This is a genomic window from Phycisphaeraceae bacterium (assembly GCA_019636795.1).
Taxonomy (GTDB): domain Bacteria; phylum Planctomycetota; class Phycisphaerae; order Phycisphaerales; family UBA1924; genus JAHBWW01.
Genome location: JAHBWW010000002.1, coordinates 535,263 through 558,134 on the forward strand (window position 1 = coordinate 535,263; position 22,872 = coordinate 558,134).

19 protein-coding genes are annotated in these 22,872 nt (G+C 60.9%); 11 read left to right on the forward strand and 8 right to left on the reverse strand.

Features of this window, described 5'->3' with window-relative positions; translation table 11 throughout:
* The first annotated feature begins 40 nt into the window (after positions 1 to 40).
* Positions 41 to 1,018, forward strand: a complete 978-nt coding sequence (locus KF757_05455) for a GDP-L-fucose synthase (GenBank protein ID MBX3322418.1) — start codon at positions 41 to 43, stop codon at positions 1,016 to 1,018.
* 4 nt (positions 1,019 to 1,022) lie between these two features.
* Here the strand turns inward: KF757_05455 and KF757_05460 are convergent, their stop codons facing one another.
* Entirely contained in the window at positions 1,023 to 1,799 is a 777-nt protein-coding gene (locus KF757_05460) for a heme-binding protein (GenBank protein MBX3322419.1), read from the reverse strand.
* A gap of 158 nt (positions 1,800 to 1,957) precedes the next feature.
* Between KF757_05460 and KF757_05465 the strand changes: the two genes are divergently transcribed.
* Positions 1,958 to 2,347 (forward strand): hypothetical protein, encoded by a 390-nt coding sequence (locus KF757_05465; GenBank protein ID MBX3322420.1) that lies wholly within the window; start codon positions 1,958 to 1,960, stop codon positions 2,345 to 2,347.
* Positions 2,348 to 2,360: 13 nt separating this feature from the next.
* On the opposite strand, the gene KF757_05470 is transcribed toward KF757_05465, so the two are convergent.
* Positions 2,361 to 2,759, reverse strand: a complete 399-nt coding sequence (locus tag KF757_05470; protein ID MBX3322421.1) for a hypothetical protein — start codon at positions 2,757 to 2,759, stop codon at positions 2,361 to 2,363.
* Positions 2,760 to 2,896: 137 nt separating this feature from the next.
* Between KF757_05470 and ispF the strand changes: the two genes are divergently transcribed.
* Positions 2,897 to 3,388, forward strand: a complete 492-nt coding sequence (ispF, locus tag KF757_05475) for a 2-C-methyl-D-erythritol 2,4-cyclodiphosphate synthase (GenBank protein MBX3322422.1) — start codon at positions 2,897 to 2,899, stop codon at positions 3,386 to 3,388.
* On the opposite strand, the gene leuS is transcribed toward ispF, so the two are convergent.
* The gene (gene leuS, locus KF757_05480; GenBank protein MBX3322423.1) at positions 3,389 to 6,241 is read right to left on the reverse strand and encodes a leucine--tRNA ligase; all 2,853 of its coding nucleotides are present in this window, start codon (positions 6,239 to 6,241) and stop codon (positions 3,389 to 3,391) included.
* Between the two features lie 301 nt (positions 6,242 to 6,542).
* On the opposite strand from leuS, the gene KF757_05485 reads away from it, so the two are divergent.
* The 4 genes from KF757_05485 to KF757_05500 are packed head-to-tail and all read left to right on the forward strand — an operon-like array spanning position 6,543 to position 10,687.
* Positions 6,543 to 7,379, forward strand: coding sequence for a glycosyltransferase family 2 protein (locus tag KF757_05485; protein ID MBX3322424.1), 837 nt, complete (start codon positions 6,543 to 6,545; stop codon positions 7,377 to 7,379).
* A gap of 25 nt (positions 7,380 to 7,404) precedes the next feature.
* Entirely contained in the window at positions 7,405 to 8,616 is a 1,212-nt protein-coding gene (locus tag KF757_05490) for a glycosyltransferase (GenBank protein MBX3322425.1), read from the forward strand.
* Positions 8,613 to 9,851: a glycosyltransferase family 4 protein gene (locus tag KF757_05495; protein ID MBX3322426.1), complete on the forward strand. Its 1,239-nt coding sequence runs from the start codon at positions 8,613 to 8,615 to the stop codon at positions 9,849 to 9,851. Before KF757_05490 ends, KF757_05495 begins: the two co-directional genes overlap by 4 nt.
* Positions 9,848 to 10,687: a sulfotransferase gene (locus tag KF757_05500; protein MBX3322427.1), complete on the forward strand. Its 840-nt coding sequence runs from the start codon at positions 9,848 to 9,850 to the stop codon at positions 10,685 to 10,687. The genes KF757_05495 and KF757_05500 overlap by 4 nt, the downstream gene beginning before the upstream one ends.
* Positions 10,688 to 10,769: 82 nt before the next feature.
* On the opposite strand, the gene KF757_05505 is transcribed toward KF757_05500, so the two are convergent.
* Together KF757_05505 and KF757_05510 are read right to left on the reverse strand one after the other, a co-directional pair.
* Positions 10,770 to 12,161 (reverse strand): hypothetical protein, encoded by a 1,392-nt coding sequence (locus KF757_05505; GenBank protein MBX3322428.1) that lies wholly within the window; start codon positions 12,159 to 12,161, stop codon positions 10,770 to 10,772.
* Between the two features lie 129 nt (positions 12,162 to 12,290).
* A complete protein-coding gene (locus tag KF757_05510; protein ID MBX3322429.1) occupies positions 12,291 to 13,235 on the reverse strand; it encodes an endonuclease/exonuclease/phosphatase family protein in 945 nt (314 codons plus the stop codon).
* 234 nt (positions 13,236 to 13,469) lie between these two features.
* Between KF757_05510 and KF757_05515 the strand changes: the two genes are divergently transcribed.
* Positions 13,470 to 14,720 (forward strand): hypothetical protein, encoded by a 1,251-nt coding sequence (locus KF757_05515; GenBank protein ID MBX3322430.1) that lies wholly within the window; start codon positions 13,470 to 13,472, stop codon positions 14,718 to 14,720.
* On the opposite strand, the gene KF757_05520 is transcribed toward KF757_05515, so the two are convergent.
* Together KF757_05520 and KF757_05525 are read right to left on the reverse strand one after the other, a co-directional pair.
* Positions 14,717 to 15,691, reverse strand: a complete 975-nt coding sequence (locus KF757_05520; protein ID MBX3322431.1) for a GDP-mannose 4,6-dehydratase — start codon at positions 15,689 to 15,691, stop codon at positions 14,717 to 14,719. The two genes, KF757_05515 and KF757_05520, sit on opposite strands and share 4 nt — an antisense overlap.
* A gap of 357 nt (positions 15,692 to 16,048) precedes the next feature.
* Positions 16,049 to 17,032 carry a hypothetical protein gene (locus KF757_05525; protein ID MBX3322432.1) on the reverse strand — a complete coding sequence of 328 codons (984 nt, stop codon included), beginning with the start codon at positions 17,030 to 17,032 and terminating at the stop codon, positions 16,049 to 16,051.
* Between the two features lie 172 nt (positions 17,033 to 17,204).
* On the opposite strand from KF757_05525, the gene KF757_05530 reads away from it, so the two are divergent.
* From KF757_05530 to KF757_05540, 3 genes are all read left to right on the forward strand, one after another.
* Complete coding sequence (locus tag KF757_05530; protein MBX3322433.1) at positions 17,205 to 18,347, forward strand: Mrp/NBP35 family ATP-binding protein; 1,143 nt, start codon at positions 17,205 to 17,207, stop codon at positions 18,345 to 18,347.
* A gap of 1,166 nt (positions 18,348 to 19,513) precedes the next feature.
* The gene (locus KF757_05535) at positions 19,514 to 20,857 is read left to right on the forward strand and encodes a DNA modification methylase (protein MBX3322434.1); all 1,344 of its coding nucleotides are present in this window, start codon (positions 19,514 to 19,516) and stop codon (positions 20,855 to 20,857) included.
* A gap of 14 nt (positions 20,858 to 20,871) precedes the next feature.
* Complete coding sequence (locus tag KF757_05540) at positions 20,872 to 21,417, forward strand: phage terminase small subunit P27 family (protein ID MBX3322435.1); 546 nt, start codon at positions 20,872 to 20,874, stop codon at positions 21,415 to 21,417.
* 80 nt (positions 21,418 to 21,497) lie between these two features.
* On the opposite strand, the gene KF757_05545 is transcribed toward KF757_05540, so the two are convergent.
* Complete coding sequence (locus KF757_05545) at positions 21,498 to 22,832, reverse strand: patatin-like phospholipase family protein (GenBank protein ID MBX3322436.1); 1,335 nt, start codon at positions 22,830 to 22,832, stop codon at positions 21,498 to 21,500.
* Between the last annotated feature and the right edge of the window lie 40 nt (positions 22,833 to 22,872).

Consider the following 22,872-nt stretch of genomic DNA (forward strand, 5'->3'; position numbering starts at 1 on the left):
AACCCATTCGGCAAGCCGCTTGCGGTATGATCCGATCAACATGGCGTGCGACTGGTCCAGAGCGAGAGTCATCGTCACAGGGGGAGCCGGGTTCCTCGGTCGGCGAGTGGTCGCATTGCTGCACGAGCGAGGCGTCGATGCTGGTCGCATCGTTGTGCCACGGCGCAGTTCGTGCGATCTGACTGACGCTGGCGCTGTCGATCACCTGTACGCCTCGTCGTTTGATGGGCGCGGGCCCACGCTCGTCCTGCATCTGGCAGCCGAGGTCGGAGGCATCGGTGCCAATCGCCGCAATCCGGGGCGGTACTTCTTCGCCAACATGGCAATGGCGCTCAACCTCATCGAAGGCGCACGTAAAAGCGGGCTGCACAACCGGGGCGGAAAGTTCGTTCAAGTCGGCACCATCTGCTCATACCCCAAGCTCACGCCCGTTCCGTTCCGCGAAGACAACCTCTGGAACGGCTATCCGGAAGAAACGAACGCGCCATACGGCATCGCCAAGAAGGCTGCGGGAGAAATGCTTCGTGCCTACCACGCCCAGTACGGGCTCGCGTGCGCCTATGTCCTGCCTGTCAATCTCTATGGTCCGGGCGACAACTTCGACCCCGAATCCAGCCACGTCATTCCCGCTCTTGTGCGCAAGTGCATCGACGCACGCGATCGCGGCGCAGAGACCGTCGATATCTGGGGCACCGGCACCGCCACACGCGAGTTCCTATTCGTCGATGACGCGGCATCCGGCGTTGTACGGGCGGCTGAAGCAGTCTCTGACCCTGCCCCGATCAATCTCGGCTCGTGCAGCGAAATCACGATCCGCGATCTTGTCGCACTGGTCGTTCGACTCACAGGATTCACAGGCCAGACATGCTGGGATACCACCAAGCCCGATGGCCAACCGCGGCGCTGCCTCGATGTCTCACGCGCCCGAGCGCTGCTCGATTGGCACGCCCAGACCGACCTCGAGACAGGACTGCGTCACACCATTGCCTGGTGGGACAAGCACAAGCCGAAGACTTGAATTCTTACTCCTTGTGCTCAGAATCCACACTTTCGCTCGCAGGCGCTGCAGGTGCCGACACACGCTCAATCGGAATCTGCACCTCCCACCACCGATTCGCTGCCCGAACGTTGGGCCCGTTATAGCCGAGAACGCGCAGATCCCCTTGCCGTTTCCACTCCGTCGCGTGTTCTGCGAGCCACTCTTCGAGGAGCTTTGCCGCCTTTTCGGGTGACTTGATCGCCGACCCGCCACGCAAGCCGAGGCTGACGACGGTGATCGGAGCCGTATCCACAATCTCGACCGCGCCATCGGTACCCGTTGGGCCATCGGAAGTCGAATGGTACAGGAAGGCCATGGTCCAGCGATCGAGCTTTCGGTCGTTGTTGGTGTCGGCGTATTCGGTCTCGACAGGCGCGGTCATTGCGATATCTTTGCGTTGGATATGCCTGAACAGCGGCCAGAATCCCTTGCCGCCGCCCCACCCCATGCCCCCCGAACTCGAAAACTCCGCCCGGCGCACCGATTCGTATTGCTTGATTTCGATGGCTCCCGGAGGCGTGGGAGCCGGATACCCCAACGGAAGCTTCGTATCAGTCGCGACCTTGCCCGCACGATACAAGGGTCCATCCGGACCTTCGAGCACATCAAGATCGGCCTCGGCCTTGCCGCCGACACGGATGTTGCCAGCCCAAGGCTCGGCAGCCGCTTCGACGCGTGCCAACGAACCGCCTGTCTCAGGCGACTGCGCACTCTGCAACGTGCCCATCAATCCCATAACTCCAGCCAATGCGATCAACATGTGCGAAACCTCCCTGTCGATGGCTTCGCCCACAGGCACGCGTTGGATGATCTCAACCTCAAATTCTTACCGTTCTTGCGTCAGGTGCCCCGCCCGGATCGAAGCCACAGTTGATAATGCAACCCCTACTTCTAACTCACCTCGTGTCTACCGCCGCGATGACAGGCCTGATCTGGTTCGTTCAGGTGGTTCACTACCCTCTCTTCGCACTGGTCGATCCCGCCAGCTTTTCAGCCTACGAACGCTCGCACCAGGCCCGAACAACTCGCGTTGTCATGCCACTCATGCTGATCGAATTGCTCACTGCTGTCGCGCTGGTGACGAACACACGCTCCGGTTCGGCATGGCCATGGGTCGGGTTATCGCTGCTGGCGATGATCTGGCTTTCGACATTTCTTGTGCAGGTGCCACTGCACAATCGTCTGGCCTGCGCATTCAACGCTCGCACCGCACGCCATCTTGTGCTCACAAACTGGGTGCGCACCACCCTCTGGACCGCGCGCACGCTGATCGCAGCCGTCATGGTCTGGGAGTCTGTTCTGACGTAGACCCCGCGCGGGATCAATCGTGGAACTGAGGTGACGACCGATACGACACGTTGAGCCTGCGAACATTGCTCGAAGGAACCGAAATTTGGCTCTTGAGCGTCGAACGCAGCGGCACATCCGCGCTCTCGATCTCCCACCGCATCACATCCGGGAAATCCTTGTCGCCACTGGACTTGTTCTTGTAGAATCGAATGGTCAACTTTTTGCCCACCGGAACTTCGGCGGTCCACAGTTCTTCCCCGGTTCTGGTGTCAGTCAGGATCACGGTCACCGGTTCCCATTCGGTGCTGACGTATGTGAACTGGTCGTCGGACATCATGGGGCCGCCCGGTTCATAAGGCCCCAGGCAGCCGCCCGCGAATGCCATCACCCCGCACACCGCCACTAACAATTGCCTTTGCATCACATTCATGATCTACTCCGGGATTCAATCGAGCATACGCCCTGCGATCGGACCGCGTTCGCCGTCCATCTTATCGGTAGACTCTGGTCATGCCTGAACATCGGCACATCCACGCGCACGCGCCCACTGGCCAGAGGGCGCAAACTATGCGCATCGGGCACGGGTACGACCTTCACCGCCTTGAGCCTGTGCCGCCGCAGGGCCGAGGATTGCCTCTCCTGATCGGGGGAGTGCTGTTCGAGTTCGACCGAGGTCCGGTCGGACACTCCGACGCCGACGCCCTGCTGCATGCCATCACCGATGCCCTGCTCGGTGCCTTGGCCCTCCCCGATATCGGGCAATTGTTTCCGGACCATGACCCTGCCAACGCCGGGCGCGACTCGCGCGACTTCCTCGCCCGGGCTCTCGAACTGCTTGGCGAGCAGGGGTATGCGATCGCCAATGTGGACGCGACGGTCATCCTTGAAAGGCCCAAGATCGGCCACCGAAAACACGAGATCATCGCGAACGTGGCCTCGCTGCTGGGTATCGAACCCGGGCAGGTCAACATCAAGGGCAAGACGCACGAAAAAGTAGACGCTGTCGGCGAAGGGCGCGCGATCGAGGTTCATTGCGTGGTGCTGCTGATGCCGCGATGATTACCCGATCACAATATTCACCAGCCGCCCGGGGACGACGATAACTTTGCGCACTGTCTTGCCTGCGATGTGTTCGCGGACACGCTCGTCGGCGAGGGCTGCGTCTTCCATCGCCTTGGCGTCGGCATCGGCCGGGATACGGATGCGGCTTCGCAACTTGCCCAGCACCTGCACCGGCACCTCGATCTCATCATCGACCAGCATCGCCGGATCGACCGCCGGCCACGTCTGCATGGCGACCGACCCCAGCGCCTCTCGCCGCCCGAGCCGATCCCACAGTTCCTCTGCCATGTGTGGCGCAAAGGGCGCAAGCGCGCGCACGAACCGGTCCATCTGGTCGCTCGTCAGCATCGCACTCGCGTTGACAAACTCAATCATGGCTGCAATGGCGGTATTGAAACTCAAACGCTCGATATCGCTTCCGACCTTGTGGATCATCCGGTGCAGTCGCTTCTCGACATCGGGCTCGGCATCGGTAACCTTGCGGAGCGTGCCCGTTTCCTCATCGACACACAGACGCCAGACACGCTGAAGAAAGCGATATAAACCCACGATGTCGCGCGTGTTCCAGGGCTTGGACGCATCGAGCGGACCCATGTACATTTCGTAGAGCCTGAACGTGTCGGCTCCGTACTCGGCTATCACGTCGTCAGGGTTGACCACGTTCTTGAGGCTTTTGGACATCTTGGCAGTGATCTGCGCGACTTGGCGCCCTGTCGCGCGCTCGATTGCCCTGCCATCGACCTCCTCGACCTGATCGGTGGGCACCAGCGACTTGTCTGCCCGCTGATAGGCATAACTCGTGATCATGCCCTGATGGAAGAGTTTGCGGAAAGGCTCATCACTCGAAACATGCCCGAGGTCATGGAGCACCTTGTGCCAGAATCGCGCGTAGAGCAGGTGCAGCACCGCGTGCTCGTTGCCACCGATGTACAAATCGACCGCGCAATCGCTCATCCAATATCGCTCGGCTTCTTCGCCCACGAAACGATCATTGTTGTGCGGATCGCAGTAGCGCAGGTAGTACCAGCAACTCCCCGCCCAGCCTGGCATCGTGTTGGTTTCGCGCATTACGCGCGCGTCGGCCATGAGATCGGTCACGCCGGCCTGGCCCGCAGTCGTGCTCACCCAATCGACAGCCTTGGCAAGCAACGGCTGCGGATCGTCACTCTCGATGGGTTGGTAGTCCTGCATCGGCGGCAGGCGCACAGGGAGCGCGTCGTCACTGACCGGGTGGTGCCGACCCTGCTCGTCCCACACAATCGGGAAAGGCTCGCCCCAGTAGCGCTGGCGGCTGAAGAGCCAATCGCGCAGGCGATAGTTGACGCGGCGCATTCCGATCTTGTGCTCTTCGAGCCAGTCGATCATGCGAGACTTGGCGCTGGCGACATCAAGCCCATCAAGGAAGTCGGAATTGATCGCTTGCCCATCGCCTGTATAGGCCTCTCCCTCCCAGCCTGCCGGAGTCGCAACGGTGCGCACAATCGGTAAGCCGAATGCCTTGGCAAAGTCCCAGTCGCGCTGGTCCTGCGCCGGCACAGCCATGATCGCGCCGGTGCCATAGCCCATGAGCACATAGTCACTCGTCCAGACGGGAATCGGTTTCCCGGTCGCGGGGTTGAGGACATACGCTCCGGTAAAAACGCCGGTTTTCTCCTTCGATTCCTGTCGTTCGATGTCAGAGCGATTGCGGGCTGCCTGAACATACGCGCGCAGCGCTTCGACATCGCAGCAGGCGGGAGGTTGGTCGATGACGCGATCAACGACTGGATGCTCGGGCGCGACAACCATGTAGGTGGCGCCGAAGATGGTGTCGGGTCGTGTGGTGAAAACACGGAGCGATTCGCCAGATGTTTCGGTGGTCGCTGCTCCTTCGAGAATCGCAAACTCGATCTCTGCCCCTTCGGACCTCCCGATCCATTCAGTCTGCTGCGTCTTGGTCGATTCGGGCCAATGAACCTCGGCGAGGCCCGCCAGAAGTCGATCGGCATAGGCAGTGATGCGAAACATCCACTGCCGCATGGGCTTGCGAAACACGGGATGACCGCCGCGCTCGCTCCTGCCGTCGATGACTTCCTCGTTGGCCAATGCGGTGCCGAGTTTTGGACACCAGTTGACGGTCTGCATGCCGACATAGGCGAGCCGATATGAATCGATGATCATGCGCTTCGACTCTGCATCGAGCGTCGCCCACGCGCCGACGCGCGTGCCACCGGGGAGGTCGCCCGCGCCTGTGTATTCAGCCGCTGCCGGGTTCAGGCTCACGACACGGTCACCCGACTCGAACTCGGCTACAAGTTCCGCGATTGGTCTGGCGCGCGATTGCTGTGGATCGAACCACGAGCCATAGATCTGCAGGAAGATCCACTGCGTCCAGCGGTAGTACTCGGGGTCGATCGTTCCGAACTCGCGTGACCAGTCGTAGCAGAACCCGAATCGCTGCAACTGTCTGCGAAACGTATCGATGGCGTTACGCGTCGTGATCTCGGGGTGCACGCCCGTCTCGATGGCGTACTGCTCTGCGGGCAAGCCGAAGGCGTCCCACCCCATCGGGTGCAGCACATTGAACCCGTTCATCCGCTTGTATCTGCAGATGATGTCGGTGGCGGTGTAGCCTTCGGGGTGTCCGACATGGAGCCCCGCGCCCGATGGGTACGGGAACATGTCGAGGCAGTAAAACTTGGGACGACTGCCATCGAACCCGGGCTCGCCCGGGTTGGGCACGCGATAGATCTGGCACTCGTCCCACCACTGTTGCCACCGGGCTTCGACCTGAGCGGCAAGCGCGGCGGTATATCGCCACGGATGCTCGTCGGTGCCTGGGTTTGATGCTCGGTCTTTGTCAGTGCTCATATTCAAAGTACTCGTCGGAAGGCTATGAAAAAAGCGATGGCCCGACGGGTGCTTTGTGTGGATGCGTGGGGCCTGGCAGAATTCATCCACAGCGCGGATCAAGCCCCATAAGTCATGGGCCGATGATGGTGTCTGACGCCATCTGGTCGACCGGAGTATATCGCCCCGCCATGCCGACACTATCCCGCACAGCCAAACACCCGCCCCGTCACCAACGTACCTGCATCGACATTCGTAATCCGCTTTCCCCCCTATATTTCCCTCCCCCGGCGTCCTGAACAGCCCCCGCATACTTCTCCACATGACTGTTTCCATCTTCATCCAGACCCTCAACGAAGAGCAGAATCTGCCGAGTTGCCTCGACAGCGTCAGCTGGTCGGACGACATCGTCGTGCTCGATTCGATCAGCAAGGACCACACCGAAGAAATCTGCCGACAACGGGGGGTTCGGTTCTTTCAGCGGGCCTACGACGGACGGGGGCCTCATCAGAACTGGGCGATGGAACACATCGACTTCAAGTACGACTGGGTGTTCTACCTTGACGCGGACGAGCACATGACGCCTGAACTGCGCGAGGAGATCTGTGCCATTGCGCGCGATGCGAGCGAGAAGCGCGTCGCGTTTTTCTGTGGCCGAAAGAACATGTTTCGCGGGCGATGGCTCAAACACTCGATGCCCCCGGGCTACATCATGCGATTTTTCAAGCCAAAGCACATCCGCTTCGAGCGCCTTGTGAACCCGACGCCGATCATCGATGGCCCCCATGGATACCTGCAAAGCCAGTTCATTCACTTCAACTTCAGCAAGGGCATTACGGAGTGGCTGCAACGGCACAATCGATATTCGACCTATGAAGCGGTCGAACAGATTCGCGCACTGCGCGAGCGCCCGGTGGAATGGGTCAAGATGGTCTTCTCGAAGGATGCGAACACGCGCCGGCTCGAGGCCAAGAACATGTCGTTCCGACTGCCCTTTCGTCCTGCCCTCAAGTTCATCCTGCTGTACTTTCTGAAGATGGGATTCCTCGATGGTCGTCCGGGGCTGACGTATTGCGTGCTCCAGGCGGTCTACGAATACCAGATCTGTCTGAAGATGGAAGAGATCCGTCGCGCCGAGCGCGGCGACGCGCCGAGTTGAACCCGGGCGCTTGCGAGTCACCACCATGCGCATCACGCACTTCCTCACACGATTCAATCTCGCGGATGGAGGGGTTGTGCGCGCAGTCCTCGACATGTCGGCCCTGCTTGCCTCGCGCCAGCATGACGTCACTGTGCTGACCTGCGACGATACCGACATCCCCGAGGCTTGGAAGCAAGGTTCGCCCGGAATGCCTCGCGTGGTGCGAGTCGCGCCGCCCTCGCGGCCACTGGGGTTGTTCTCCCCCGCGCAGCTTGCGGACCTTGACCTGCACCTGACCGGAGCCGATGTCCTTCATCTGCACGCCTGCTGGACCACCGCGAACAATCAACTTGCCCGGTCGGCGCAGCGCCATCGCACGCCATACATCCTGAGCGTGCATGGCATGCTCGACGACTGGTGCATGTCTCAGAAAACGCTCAAGAAAAAGGTCTATCTTGCGCTCGGCGGCCGGCGCACGCTCGAAGAGGCATCGCTCGTTCACTGCACCGCAACGGCTGAACTCGAACAATCACGCAAGTGGTATCCGCGCGGACGCGGAACTGTTGTGCCACTGATCTTCGATCTTGATCCGTATCGCTCGCTCCCAGGCGCGGATCTGGCGGATGCTGCGTACGGCCCGGCGGGTACGGGCGACCTCGAACCTTCGCTCCCGACTGTGCTGTTTCTCTCACGAATCCACCTCAAGAAGGGCGTTGATGTTCTTATCGATGCAGCAGCAGAACTCAAGCGTCGTGGCATCGCCTGCCGCACGATCATCGCAGGCACGGGTGACGCGCCGTATGAAGCTGAGATGCGTGCGCGCATCAGCGCACTCGGGCTCAAGAATGACGTACGAATGATCGGGCTGGTCACCGGGGCAACGAAGGTCTCGCTCTATCAGCGGGCTGCGGTGCTCGCGATTCCGACGAGTCAGGAGAACTTCGGGTTCGTCTTCCCCGAATCGCTGGCGTGCCGCACACCGGTCGTTACGACGCGCGGGGTGGATATCTGGCCAGAACTCGAAGCTTCGGGCGGCGCGATCATCGCCGATCGAACACCGAGCGCATTTGCCGATGCCATTGCGTCGATTCTTGCCGATCCTCAGAAGCAGCAGGCGATGGGCGAGCGCGGCCGGGCGTGGGTCCTCGAACATCTCGATCCCGACTCCATCGCCCAGCGATTTGAAGTCATGTACGCCGAAGCGCGATCCACGGGGTCAACTTCCAGCCCTTCTACTTCAGGAACCAACTCGTGACCAAGCCCAGACTAGTCATCATCGCCAACGCACCAAGTCCGTATCGGCTGCATCAGCACAAGCGTCTCGCCCACGAGATCGCCGAGATCGAACTTCACACCATTTTTACGCACGAATACAACGTCTTTCCGTGGAAGCTCGATTTCGACCCCGCGATCAACACTCAGATCTTTGGCCCCGGCGAATACGCCAAGGGTCGCAGCCATCCCAAACGTTTCATCACCGAATGGAAGCGCGGCGGGCGCATCATCAAGTGGCTCAAAGAGGCAAAGCCCGATGTCGTTGTCGTTATCGGATTCGCTGACGCGGCGCGCGTTCGAATTCTTTCGTATCTTCATCGCAATCGCATTGCGCATTTCATCTTCGGAGACTCCAACGCGCACGGCGACAACGCGCGTGGTCTGGCCCGCTCATTCAAGACATTCTTTCTGACACGCATGATTCGACGATCAACCGGAGTGATCTGCTGCGCAACGCTCGGCGATCGCTACTTTCAGGTCTACGGCTCGCGCCCGGACGCAACCTTCTATGTGCCCCAGGAACCCGATTACGACGAGATTGCTTCGGTCGGGCAGAGCGAGATCGCCGATGCAAAGCAGCGCTTCGGACTGCGCGATGGCAGACGCCGCATCGCCTTCTCGGGGAGGCTGGCGCACGTCAAGCGAGTGGATCTGCTGATCGACGCATTCGTGCGCATCGCCGATGACCGCCCGGAATGGGATGTTGTGATCCTCGGTTCGGGCGATCTCGAAGCGGACCTCAAGGCTCGAATCCCCGAGAGGTTGCGCGATCGCTTCATCTGGACCGGATTCGTTGACGAGCAGCGCCGTGTGACGGCGGTTTACAAGGCCTGCGACGTATTGTGCCTGCCCAGCACCTTCGAGCCCTGGGCTCTGGTCATCAATGAGGCTGCGGCTTCGGGTCTGGCGATGGTGTCAAGCGATGTAGTCGGTGCGGCTATCGAACTTGTCCGAGATGGGCAGAACGGATTCGTCTTCAGGTCCGGAGATGTGGACGCCCTGACCGATGCACTGCTCAAAGTCACGAACTCCGGAGACATCGATCGCTTCAAGGCTTCGAGCGCCACGGTGCTCGCAGATTGGCGCACGACCACTGACCCGGTCGACGGATATCGCAAGGCTCTGCTCAAGGCCGGCGTCAAGGTCACGCCGCCACCGCCCACTTCAACGGGTGGGCCCAAAGGCCAGCACAACGCGGAGCGTGCGACCCGATGAGATTCCCGAATTTTCTCATCATCGGGGGCATGAAGTGCGGCTCGACGACGCTCTTTCGTGATCTGCTCACCAACCCACGCATTTACTTTCCGATCGATAAAGAACCCGAGAACCTGTGCCACGATGAGGTTCTCTCGCCCGCCGGCCGTGCGCGATACGCTGCACACTTCGCAGCCGCACGCTCCGAACAGATCTGTGCTGAGGCTTCGACGGCATACACCAAACGCCCGGATTTTGAGGGCATGGCGCAACGCGCGTTGACCATCTGTGGCCCGGAATTGCGCGTGCTTTATCTCATCCGTGACCCGCTCGCCCGCGCCATAAGCCACCACTATCACGAATACTCGCGTGGCATCATGCCACAGAGCATTGATCAGGCGGTTCGCGACTTTCCCGCGCTGATCAACTATTCGAGATACGCCATGCAGGCCGAGCCCTGGCTCGATGTCTTCGGCCCCGAGCGCGTGAGGTTCGTGCGGTTTGAGCAGTACGTGACCAATCGCTCGGAGTTGTGCGCCCGCATCTGCTCATTTCTGGGTGTGGAGTCTCGCCCCGACTTGATCGAAGCTGACAAGGTCTTCAACAAGAGCGAAGGCAAAGCAGTCATGGGCGGGCCGTGGCGCCATGTCGCACATAGCCGCCTCTACCGCAAAGTCATTCGCCCGGTGCTGCCGATGCGTTTCAAGGATCGCTTCAAGGAAACTGTGCTTCCCAAAGCACCCGAACGCCCCGCTCCACCGACCGATGAAACAGTCGAGTTCATTCGAGCACAGGTCGCCGACGATCAGGCTCGACTTGCAGATCTGCTCTCGACGCTCTCGATCACGGGTGACTGACTTTTCGCTCCATGAAAGTTGCAGGCCCGCGCGATATATCCGCACGCCGCGATCGTCTCGATCGTCGCGACAAGTTTGGTTCTCATCGCTGCTCGATTGTCTCTTCGTGGGCGACCTGTTCGTGCCCGTACTCGGCAAAGGCTTCGAGTTCGGCCTCGCGAGCCATCATTGCGTTCCAGCTCTTGCCCCATGCCCGCGGGTCTGGTACGAGCTCTGCTCCAGGATTCGAGTTGAGCGCAATAAACAGCACTGCGACGAAAACATGGAAAAACGCCCATGTGTAGTTCGGGTAGTAAATCACGATCGTCACCATGCCATGGAAGTAGATCATCGCCATGAACACAAACAGCATGGTGATGAGCAGGTGATCGTTGACGAAACTCTTGCGTCGCTGCCAGACTTTGAACGCGCTCCACGAACTCCATGCCGCAAGCCCGAACAACGGGAGGCAGAGCGAGAATCCATAGAGCCTCAACTGATCGAGAAAGGCATTGTGGGCATGCCCGCCGACTTCCTCGTCGCTGGCTGCCAGTGCGTCCTTTTCAAACATGATCCCGACGACTGGTCGCTGCATAATGACTTCGGCGTACAACTTGAACCGCTCGGCACGCTCCGACTCCAGCGAGCCGAGCCGATCGATGTTCGCGGTCTCGAAGTATGAGCCTGTATACATCACAAGCGGAATGGCGACAATGATTGCACCGATCACCACGATCGGCTTGCGTCGCAGTTCCCACCCCACCGCTCCCATAAGCACCACCAGCGGAAACACAACCGACCGGCTCGCTGTCAGAAGCGCCATGACGCCCCCGATACCGGACATGCCCAGTGCCACCAGTCGCATAATCTGGCTGCGCAACCGAAGCCCGAAGTAGAGTGCCAAAGGCGTCACGAGAATGAAATCCGGACCCACATGGTTCTGGTTCGCGCCCCAAGGCTGCACGCGCCCCAGACCGCCACCAAACGCCGCGCCAGGATCCTTGACAACCGCAAGGAATGACAGCAGCGTGGCTGCACCCGTCCCGATCGCAATGCACGCCAGAGCGTGTTTGAGTTGCGCCTCGGTCGTGATCGCTCTCACCAGCAGCACCGCGGCCAAAGTGAGGAAAAACCATTGAAAGCGCAGGATCACTGCGATCTGCCAGTCCGACGCCTGCAGCACATAGAAAACGCTGAGAATGCCCAGAATCGGGTAGAGCCACAGGATCGGGGGCAACTTGCGCTTTGGACCCGGGTCCATCGCGGCCGCAAACGCCAGCACCGCGAACATGAACATGCCCGTGACTTTGCTGAACGCCTGTACCGGACCGAGATCCGGAAATCGACTCAATGCCAGCCACAGCGGCATGCCGGTCAGAAATACCGTATGCCTCAGACGCGAAGGAATCATGAACACGACCAGCGCGCCAATCAGACCAATCCCCACAATCACGGGGAGCGGCACGATCTGGAGATACATCTCAATCCGGTCCACAGGCTCGCAGACTCCACTTCGGACGACTCAACGCGGACCCGATGCCGCCTCTGAGCATAGATCGGGTCACAACCCGATGAAGATCATTTACATCCTGACTTCTCGGAACCTCCGAGCCCGGCAACGCACCTACGGCTGCGGATCCTGACGGTTCGCCGGATTCCCCGCAGCATCCCCAGAACGTGGGCTTGGGCTGTAGCTTGTATCAATCGCAATCCGAACCAGCACTCCAGAATGATCCGACCCGGGCACCTCGACGCGCGACCACGCCTGAACCGCCATGCCATCGGGAAGCAGGACATCATCGATCGCCGCCCGGAGCAACTCTGGCCAGCGCACGGGGTAGGTTCCTGAACTCCCCCAAATCGGAGCACTCCGGCGGACATTGCAGGCGCGTTCCAATCGTCGACTGACGGCGCCGGTTGGAGTTGAGTTCAGGTCTCCAGCGATCACAACCCGCAACCCCTGGGCCTCGAACAACCTGACCGCACGCTCGATATCCGCGATCTGGGACTTCGCGGTGTGCCACCGCGCAGCCGACCGAGGGGACTGCACATGCACAGCCACCAGTCCGAATCTGACGTCACCGCGTTGCACGACGACAGCCAGAATGCCGGCGGGGACATCGAAGTCCGCCTCAGACAGTTTTACATCGAGCGAGGATGATCGCACAACCATCCAGCCAAACTCGCCGCGATCAGGCCTCTGTCGGACGTATCCGGTCTGCTCGCGTCCCAGTTCACCATCGGCGCGCATAGTCCGCATAAGTGGCGCGGGGGGCTCGATCAGAACGTGTACATCTACATCACTGCTGGCCAGAAATGCGACCACCTCATCAATGCGGTCATTTCGCGAGTAGATGTTGGCCACCAGGATCGTGAGCTGGCGATCCCCGGTCGGGGCGGGTCTGTCGAAATGGCGCAAAGCCCAGGGCAGCACCAGCAACCCAATCGACACCGCCAGCACAATGGCACACTTCCAGCGACGCAGCGCGATTGTTGCCGCCAGAACCACAAGACCGAGAACCGCACACGCTGTCGATACCTGTGCAATCAGATCAAACACCCAGCCCATGGGCGACAGAACGCTGCAAAGGGCAGCACATGACCACAGTGCCGCGGCGGATACGCACAGTGCACGACCATATCGGTCCTTTCGAATGGCACCCCTGCCCGCAACGCCGACCTGTTCCGCACAAGCATCACGCATCAGCCAGTCTCTCGACCGAACTCGTTGCCTTTCAACACTCCGTTTCGTCCATTATTGCGGTACGTTCAGTTGGACCCCCTTTCACAGCGAGGCAACACCATGAGTTTCAATCAAGTCGCTACAGCAATGTTCGCGTGTGTCGGGCTCAGTCTCAGCCCGCTTGCAATGGATGCATCCGCCCAGGCCGGTGGTCAGGACTCGAATCAGGAGTTCTCCGTCTTTTGGGCAGTCAACATGTTCCAGGAAGTCGAGAACGGTGCCGGAGGCCGGGACTGGCAGGCAAGCATGGACTTCGACGGCGCTCCGATCAGCCGCGATGTCATCTTCCTGACTCAAGCCCGCGTTGGTGCATTTCCGCGACAGGGCATCCATCTCTTCGAGCTCGATCCGAGCCTTTGGGGCCGCCATATGACCAAGCTTCGCCGAGACGTTGACCAGTATGTCTCGACGGACTTCAAGGGTATCGTGGTCATCGACTACGAAACCTGGAGGCCCTACTGGGAGCGCACCCGCAACCAGCCTGGGCGTCAGAACCGCTTTGGGCATGACCTCGACTTCCTCGACAAGTGGCACGAAGCGGTCAAGATCACTCGGGCGGCTGAATACAACGCACTCCCGGCCAACCGTCGCCAACAGTTCGTCTACGACACCTATGACGAAGTATCGCTCCGCTTCTACATGGAAACCCTCCGCGAGTGCAAGCGACTTCGCCCTGACGCACAATGGTCGTTCTTCAACTTCCCGAAGATGCGGTACTTCTCCAATGAAGTCCCGCGAGGCACAATCGGTTACGGCGACGGAACGCACGAAGCATCACGGATCAACAACAAGATCCAGTCTCTCTACGACGAGATGGACGTGATCATCCCCAGTGTCTATCCGCAGCACTGGACTGTCGAAGGCAACTCCTTTGTCAACTTCCTCCCACGCAACCGCCAGAATCGTTCGCATGCAACCGCCGAGTTCGTGCGCAGCATGGTGGCCGAAGCACAGCGGCTCGGTGGCGACAAGCCCGTCGTCCCAATCATCAGCCTCCGCTACTACATCCCCGTCAATCTTCCTGAACGCCTCTGGCTCAACGACGTCAACATTCGCACCGCGCTTGCATCATCCAAGGATGCTGGTGCCAGTGGCTTGATGCTCTGGGAAGGCATCGGCACCCGCCGCGAGTTTGACCAGCTCCAATCCATGGTGCTCGAACGTCTTGCTCCCGCTGTCAAGGACATCATCGGCGACGGCTCAAGCAATCGAGGTTCGCAGGACAGCAACCGCCAGGCCGGCACCAGCACTCAACAGCCTTCGAACAACAAGCGTGTCATCTCCGGCGTGACCGTCTTCGACGGGAACTAAGCCCCAAGCAATCCTCGCAACCACGTCCACTGACGATCAACCCCATCACGCAGCTGCGTGGTGGGGTTGTAATTGAGCTCGGCTTTGGATCGATCAAGATCCGCCCACGTCCGCTCCACATCGCCAGGCTGCATCGGCGCACGCTCGATTCGAGGTTGCTTCCCCACGGCATCCGCAATGCACGACACCAGATCATCGAGTGCGGTCGGACGATCGCTGCCCAGGTTCCAGACTCGATACCCGTGCTGGTCGATGCGATCGTGGGCTGCAAGCACACCTGCCACAATGTCGCTGATGTATGTGTAATCCCGACTCGAACGGCCGTCGCCAAAGAGTTGAATCGACTCGCCGCGCGCGATGCGCCGCATGAAGAGCGAAATCGCAAGGTCGGGCCTCTGCCTCGGGCCATACACCGTGAAGAACCGCAACATAGCCACGCTCTGCCCAGTCAGATGATGATGGGCTGAACCGAGCAACTCGCACGCCCGCTTCGTCGCTGCGTACGGGCTGATCGGCTCGAGCGCAGGATCGGTCTCCGCGAATGGAGTCTTGCTCTGATTGCCATACACCGAACTCGATGACGCCACCACCACACGCTGGCACCCGGCATTGTGCGATGACCTCAGGACAGCGGACGTGCCAACGACGTTTGCTCGGGCATATCCAACCGGGTCGGCGATGCTCGGTCGAACCCCGGCCTTGGCGCCGAGATGGATCACCGAAGTCGAACCACCAACCACCTGAGCGAGTCTCGCCTCATCGCAAAAGTCCATCTCGACAAACTCGAACGAACCGCCGTGGGCTGAGGCCCGGACTTCGCTCACGTTGCGCTCTTTCGTGCTGCGGTCGTAGAACGGGTCGAAGTTGTCAATTCCAATGACGCGGGTGCCGCGTGCGAGCAGGGCTTGGGCCACATGCGAACCGATGAACCCCGCTGCCCCAGTGACCACGACCTGATCGCCCGCCATCATGCCACTCCTGATCTGACCAGCCCCACGCCATAGGGCCCAACCAAGTGTTGTCGGTCAGTGTGTCGGGTGGAATGGAGGAGCGACAAAATAAAAGCAGGGCGCCTCGTGCAAAAGCGCCCCGCTGGAGGAGAGAGAGATCAAGGTGATTCTACGATTTCTTCGGCAAATTATCTGGCTCTGAACATTTACTTCGTCGATAATTTGCCCATTCTGCCACAATTTCACGAAAGAAATTTGATGTTTGCACTTTGTTCCTAGCCCGAACAGGCGGGAAACGACGCGCAAAGCCCGCGCGTTCGAAGCCCCAAGAGGCTCGCGACATGGTTGTTCGCGAGCAGTCCCGACCTTATCCACAGGTTACTCTGCACGAGTCTCGGGGTTCGGGACAGAAATTTGGTCCATGCTTGGTGGTGCCTTTGGTCTGGGCCTGGGGTTTTCTACCCTAGTAACATTCGGACGCATCATCATCGGCTCTTCGCCGCGGTCCGTTCGCCGCTGTCGCAGGTTCTCGATCGCTCGCTGACGGTCTTCGGGCGACATTCCTGCCAGACGTTCGCGAATCCGTTCGGGCAGATTATCGAGGTTCATTTCGCCTTCAGCAATACGGGCCATGCGTTCGTTGGCCTGGGCAAACTGAGCCATCGCTTCTTCGCGGTAGCGTTGCATCGCCATTTCGGACGTGCGTTCGTCAGTCATCTTCGCGATCTGGTCATCGAGATACGCCCGCTGTGCATCGTTGAGCACGGCGCGAATCGTGCGTTCAAGATCCGCTGCCTGAGGCCCTTTTGCATTCAACTCCATCATGCGCATGCGCAATGCAGCCGGATCTTCGACCGGCGTGCCCTCGCGCACCCTGGACTCGAGCATCGCATCTTCACGCTGCTGGGCCGATTGCTGCGCCCTTTCGCGCAGGCGTTCTCGCTGCATCGGCTGCGTTTCCTGATCCATCATCGCGCCATCAGTGCCGCGCGTCGGCTGATTTGCACCCGCACCGGCTGCACGGCGAATTCGTGCCATTTCAGCCCGATTTTCCTGCTCAAAGTCGCGCATGGCCGCCATGAACTCACGCATGTGCCCGTTGATCGCGCTCTGTTGCTCATCGCTTAGACGCACTTCCTCCGGCCCGTCCGCGAAACGCTGCACCAAAGCGTGCAGCATTCGCGGGTTTGTTCCGATCATCGATCGCGCCCGGTCGAGCGGCGACATCGGCTCGGTAAAACGCGAGTTCTCGCTCGTCACATTCATCGGCGCGACCCGCGGCCCGGCGAGCAAAGCTTCGCCTTCCGGCCCGTACGCCAGTCCGCTGCACAATCCCGCTGCGAGCATCACGATCAATGACATTGCCAACCTCCATTCCAAGGCCCGAGAAGCAAACCTACGCGGCCACGGTCTTCGGCCGATCAGAACAACGACCGCCGAGGCCTCGGATTGCTGGCCTGACGCCCCTGTCCCATCTCCTTAGCCTACCGTCAACCATCGACCGAATCACTCTTTTTGTACCAAGGAGCCGGGCATGGCCCTGCGCAAAGACCAGATCCTCGAAGCACTGGCCGCCATTCCTAACCCTCTGGGCGGCGGGGACATCGTCGATGCCGACATCGTCCAGTGGGTCGCGTCGTGCGATGGTACCTTTTCGGTCAAACTCAGCCTTCCAGCCCAGCACACGCCACAGGTGCGTACAAGCCTGACCGAAGCGGTCGAGCGCGCGATCAAGACCCTCGCAGCTGGAGAAGGCGAGCCATGCGCGTCGATTACAGTGCAGTTCATCGATCATGCGGGCGAACGAGTCTCGACGCCAACGCGTGACGCCCCCACCAACCCAGTTGTCGAGCCGAAGCAATCACCGGTGGATGCCAAGTCGATCATCGCGGTCGGCGCGGGCAAGGGTGGCGTCGGCAAGTCGACCATCGCGGTCAACATCGCAGTCGGCCTGGCACTGCGCAAGCAAGCGGTCGGGCTGCTCGATGGCGACATCTATGGCCCGTCGCTTCCGACGCTGCTCGGACTCGATGCGCTCGAACAGCGCGTGCACGAGGGCCAACTTCAGCCGATGCTTGTGCATGGCGTCAAGGCGATCAGCATCGGCAAGATGGTCGACCCGGAAAAGCCGCTGATCTGGCGCGGGCCGATGGCTCATGGTGCGTTCAAGCAACTCATCGACCGCACCAATTGGGGCGAACTTGATTCGCTCGTGATTGATCTGCCGCCGGGCACGGGTGATGTGCCGCTGACGATGGCGCAGACACTGAGTCTGACGGGCGCGGTGATTGTGTGCACGCCTCAGAAGGTTGCGCAGGACGACGCCATTCGCGCGATCCGCATGTTCCAGCAGCTCGATGTCGAGATTCTCGGCGTGGTCGAAAACATGTCGTATTTCATCGGCGACGACGGCAAGGAGTACGACATCTTCGGGCGAGGCGGGGCCGAACTCATGGCGCAGCGCATGAACATCCCGTTCCTCGGGTGCTTGCCGATCAACATGTCGCTGCGGGCCAATTCGGACGCGGGCAACCCGTCGGCCAACTTCGACCCGAATACCGTCGGCGGGCCTCAGATCCCCGACGCGCTTCGCAAGATTCTGGACAATCTTGAGAAGCAGGTGGCGCTCGCGAGCCTGCGCAGCGGCAAGTCGAGGCCGACGCTGTCGATTCGGTGAACTTCTGCGCGGAGACCAGAGCGCGACAGTTCAAAAATGGAGCCGGGGGGAATCGAACCCCCGCGCGATCGCGGATTCCCCCGATATTTCCCGCGATTCTAAGGAGCGCGCAGCGCTTGGCGCAGCACGCGACGCACGGGGCGCGAATTTGGATGCCAGCGCTCGCGATGGGTTTACCCATGACGCGCCAGGATCGACCGTATTCGCGACCAGCGAAGAACGGTCTGAAGTCTCTGCCGAGTCCGACCTCAACCACATTGTGGCGGCGTGGGCGCACTTGCCGCCTGAGGTCCAAGCAGTGATCGCGGCGGCGGTGCGGGCAGCCCGCGGAGGAGCATGACATGAGCCCACTTGATCAGTTCCTTCAATTGAATGTTGAGATATTCAGCGTCCCCGCGAGGGGTCCAACGTTCCTCGATGGGGGGCCAACCAATGAGGCGGGTGTTCTCACATCTGAATACCGGGAGGGCCCCCGTCTGACATCTGACAGAACCGACAAAACCACCTCTCTGGGCTCAGGATCGCCAGTGCGTCAAGGTAGTGTCAGGAGCCCCCCGGTCTTAGGTTCTCCTGGGGCCTCAACGACTTCAAGACCCCGGCGGGAACAGTCGCCTCATTCGACACAGTTTGTTCGCGCTGTCCGGTCCGGCTTTGCGGCGTGTTTGCGCCGTGGCCACGACGTGTGGCCGTGTGGCGTTCTGGCGCACACGTCGAATCAGGACTCGATCGGAGTGCCTCGACGCGACACGGGCCAACCCGGGCGAACTTCGCGCTGCGAGATGTTTGGCGCCCATTTCGGGAGCCCTGGGGCACCGGGTCGGGAGCCTAGCCCGAAGTCGGGAGCATCACCCCCCGCTGGCAACTGTCGCGACAGTGCGCGACAGTGCGCAGCGGTCACCCGCGTGTTCGACTCCCCGCGACCGGGGGGGGGTCGAAAGTTCTGCCGATGTGCAGGTGACCGACGCGATGGCTGTGCACGAGTTTTCCCGGGTTTTGCAATGCCCCCCCCCGGGGGGGGGGCGCTCGGTTTGCCGGGCTTCTGCCCTTGGCTTCGTCGCTGGCTGGGGGCTTCACGCGCGTGCGTGGACCCACCCCGCCAATGCCAATGACCGATCGTGCGGCATTGGACGTTGCTTGATTTCACACTTGAGCGAAAGGATTTCGACATGACCATCAAGGATCGAGTTCGTGAATTGCGGCGCGTTCGCGCGGGCGACCTGAAGGCGCACCCGCGCAACTGGCGCACGCACCCAAAGGCCCAGCGCGATGTCCTGCGTGGCGTACTCGAGGAGATCGGGTACGCCGACGCCCTGCTCTGCCGCGAGGATGACGATGGCACGCTCGAACTCATCGACGGCCACCTGCGCGCCGAGACGACGCCTGATGAACTGGTGCCGGTGCTTGTGCTCGATGTCAGCACAACCGAGGCGGAGCAACTGCTTGTCACGCTCGATCCGCTGGCGGCGATGGCGACGACCGATGCCAATCGACTTGGCGCGATTCTCGAAGATCTCGTGTTCACTTCGGACGATGTGACGGCGATGCTCGCAGAGCTCGGCCGCGCGCACGGCCTGCTGCTCGGCGACGGAGAGATCGACGCGCCGGTGCCGGCCATGCCCGATGCAGCCATCACGCAACCGGGCGACCTGTGGACCCTCGGCGAGCATCGGCTGCTGTGCGGCGACAGCGGCAGCGAGACTGACCTCGATCGCCTGCTCGATGGCGCGGTGATCCACCTGGTCAACACCGATCCGCCCTACAACGTCAAGGTCGAGCCGCGGAGCAACAACGCGATCGCGGCGGGCCTGTCGTCGTTCGGCGCCGCGCAGCGCAAAGACGCGAGCGCGTGCGACCAGCAATCGGCCGACCTGCACCGCTCGCCCGAGAAGGCGCAGGCGACGCACAAGAAGCTCCGCGCGAAGGACCGCCCGCTCATCAACGACTTCGTCTCCGACGACGAGTTTGACCGGCTCCTCGCGGCGTGGTTTGGCAACATCGCGCGCGTGCTCGTGCCGGGCGGCGGGTTCTACATCTGGGGCGGCTACGCCAACTGCGGCAACTATCCGCCCGTGCTCAAGGCGTGCAAGCTCTACTTCTCGCAGGCGGTCATCTGGATCAAGGAGCATCCCGTTTTGACGCGCAAGGACTTCATGGGCAACCACGAGTGGTGTTTCTACGGCTGGAAGGAAGGCGCAGCCCACCGCTTCTTCGGCCCCAGCAACGTGCCCGACACGTGGAGCATCAAGAAGGTCAACCCGCAGAGCATGGTCCACCTGACCGAGAAGCCCGCCGAGCTGGCCGCCCGCGCGATCCAGTATTCATCGCAGCGCGGCGAAAATGTGCTCGATCTCTTCGGCGGCTCGGGCTCGACCCTCATCGCCTGTCAGCAGCACGAACGGCGCAGCTTTCTGATGGAGATCGATCCGCTGTACTGCGATGTCATCGTGCAGCGCTGGGAGCAGTTCACGGGCCAGAAGGCGATACGCACGCCTGCCAGCAGCAGCGTGTGACGGAGGAGCATGCGATGGGAACTCGAGGCCCGCGACCAACACCGACACCGATCCTGGAACTGCGCGGCAGCAAGCGTGCGCGGCTCAATCGCGATGAGCCGCAGCCGGAAGCGGGCATTCCTGAGCCACCGACGTGGCTTGAAGATGAAGCGCTCCAGGTCTGGCACCAGTTGCTGCCGCAACTCGACGAGATGGGCGTGCTCACGCGCATCGATGGCCTGGCGCTGGCGCGCTACTGCACGCTGTGGACGCACTGGGTGCGCGCGACGATGTTCGTCAACAGGCATGGCACGACGTATCCGCTCAAGGACGGCAACGGCCGCGTCAAGTGCTTTGCGCAGTTCCCCGAGGTCGCGATCATGCACAAGTTGTCGCTGACGCTGACGCGGCTCGAACAGGAGTTCGGGCTCACGCCCAGCGCCCGCGCCAGGATCAACGTCCCGATTCGGCCCGCGCCCAGGCACGACGAGATCAGCGTGTTCTTCGAGGGCGTCGACGCCTGGACCGAGGCCACCACAGCACGCAAGCGCGATGTCGATGAAGCCAGTGATGCCGAGTGAGCGCAGGGCGTGCGATGAAGGCGTGACGGAGGTGAACTCGACGCATAGTGCTGCGAATTCAACCTGCAGGGCGTTAGCGCTCATTGGCTAATAGGCTGAGTGAGTTGATATTGCTCAATAGCGGCGGCCATGTCCTTGTAGCCGTGACGCAGCCATCGCCGCGTCGCGCTACGTTCAAAATTCATGGTCCCGCGAAGATTGTCCCCTGCCCATCCACCCTGCTTGAAAAGGCGGAGCGCCTGGCTGAGCAACCACGACCTCTTCGCCATGACATGTCGACTATCCGGGATCAGCGATTCGAGAGGTACAGCCGGACTCAAGAAGATCACACGGGACGGAACGGCGACTGGTTCCTGCTCCGGAAACGCGACGGGCGGGGAGCGGTACAAGTGACCTCGGGCGTCGGCTTCATCCTTCCGGCAGACCATTCTGTAGTACAGGCGCTCCCGATCCTTCGGGGACATGGCTGCGAGTCGGCGAAGCCGATCGGCTTGCTTCCAGTGACTCACAAGCCCCTCCACACTCATTTCGCCAGCTTCACCCGGCCGCAGACGAATCACGATGATCTCGTCGCACATCTCGAAGATGGCACGCCAGGGGAGGTTGTCTGCCAAGCCCCCGTCAACGTAAGACTTGTTACCCTTTCGGATTGCTGTGGCGGGGAAGATGCCGAATGGAAGGGCAGCACTCGCCATCAGTGCTCGAATTCGTTCGTGCGGCTCCAGTTGATCGACCCGAACGTACGTGGGAATCCAGCAGGCTTTGGCCAGAGGGACGTACCCGCTGTCTGGGTAATCGTCCATCGGCATAAGGTGTGCGTCGTCCGGGTCCAACATCATCTCAACATTTCCTGTGGTCGCGAACAATGGTTTGGCGAAGCGTTTGCTCGCCAAGATTCTCGTGGCTTCATCTCGGAGGCTTCCGGGATCCAGCGCAGAAGCACCCAAGCCGAGCACAAGATGCGGGCCAAAACGAATAGCGAGGAGACTCAGGAAGAGTGTGATACCGAGGAGCAAATTGTCTGGAGCGCCGCCGCCAAAAACGCTGACGATCTCCCGAACGGCACCCGCCATGAACGCCAACATCAGGAAGGCCCACACGAGAATCTCGAAATTGTGTAGCCTGCTCCATGCTGCGAACGGCGTGTACTTCCCGGTGAAATTCGCTGCAAGAACAGCAGGAATCCAAAACCACGACGGGCTACGGAATCTTGCCACCCGGTCGAATGTCAACGACCGCCAGAGATCGACACCCTCGTCGATGGCCCCGTTCGCAAACATCGCACCGTTCAACGCACCGACAGACGTTCCCGCTATGATGTCGAAGTCCAACTTATGGTCATGGCAGGCTTGAATCGCGCCCATGGAGTACGCGCCCTTTGCGCCGCCGCCCTCCAAGACCAAGCCTCTTCGCATGCGGGGCTTGTCCGTGAGATGCTCTTCGATTGGGGACACA

Excerpts from the sequence above, each read along its gene's own strand:
- KF757_05455 (MBX3322418.1), top strand. The coding sequence starts at position 41 with ATGGCGTGCGACTGGTCCAGAGCGAGAGTCATCGTCACAGGGGGAGCC.
- KF757_05460 (MBX3322419.1), bottom strand. The coding sequence starts at position 1,799 with ATGTTGATCGCATTGGCTGGAGTTATGGGATTGATGGGCACGTTGCAG.
- KF757_05465 (MBX3322420.1), top strand. The coding sequence starts at position 1,958 with ATGACAGGCCTGATCTGGTTCGTTCAGGTGGTTCACTACCCTCTCTTC.
- KF757_05470 (MBX3322421.1), bottom strand. The coding sequence starts at position 2,759 with ATGAATGTGATGCAAAGGCAATTGTTAGTGGCGGTGTGCGGGGTGATG.
- ispF (MBX3322422.1), top strand. The coding sequence starts at position 2,897 with ATGCGCATCGGGCACGGGTACGACCTTCACCGCCTTGAGCCTGTGCCG.
- leuS (MBX3322423.1), bottom strand. The coding sequence starts at position 6,241 with ATGAGCACTGACAAAGACCGAGCATCAAACCCAGGCACCGACGAGCAT.
- KF757_05485 (MBX3322424.1), top strand. The coding sequence starts at position 6,543 with ATGACTGTTTCCATCTTCATCCAGACCCTCAACGAAGAGCAGAATCTG.
- KF757_05490 (MBX3322425.1), top strand. The coding sequence starts at position 7,405 with ATGCGCATCACGCACTTCCTCACACGATTCAATCTCGCGGATGGAGGG.
- KF757_05500 (MBX3322427.1), top strand. The coding sequence starts at position 9,848 with ATGAGATTCCCGAATTTTCTCATCATCGGGGGCATGAAGTGCGGCTCG.
- KF757_05510 (MBX3322429.1), bottom strand. The coding sequence starts at position 13,235 with ATGGGCTGGGTGTTTGATCTGATTGCACAGGTATCGACAGCGTGTGCG.
- KF757_05515 (MBX3322430.1), top strand. The coding sequence starts at position 13,470 with ATGAGTTTCAATCAAGTCGCTACAGCAATGTTCGCGTGTGTCGGGCTC.
- KF757_05520 (MBX3322431.1), bottom strand. The coding sequence starts at position 15,691 with ATGATGGCGGGCGATCAGGTCGTGGTCACTGGGGCAGCGGGGTTCATC.
- KF757_05525 (MBX3322432.1), bottom strand. The coding sequence starts at position 17,032 with ATGTCATTGATCGTGATGCTCGCAGCGGGATTGTGCAGCGGACTGGCG.
- KF757_05530 (MBX3322433.1), top strand. The coding sequence starts at position 17,205 with ATGGCCCTGCGCAAAGACCAGATCCTCGAAGCACTGGCCGCCATTCCT.
- KF757_05535 (MBX3322434.1), top strand. The coding sequence starts at position 19,514 with ATGACCATCAAGGATCGAGTTCGTGAATTGCGGCGCGTTCGCGCGGGC.
- KF757_05540 (MBX3322435.1), top strand. The coding sequence starts at position 20,872 with ATGGGAACTCGAGGCCCGCGACCAACACCGACACCGATCCTGGAACTG.
- KF757_05545 (MBX3322436.1), bottom strand. The coding sequence starts at position 22,832 with ATGCGAAGAGGCTTGGTCTTGGAGGGCGGCGGCGCAAAGGGCGCGTAC.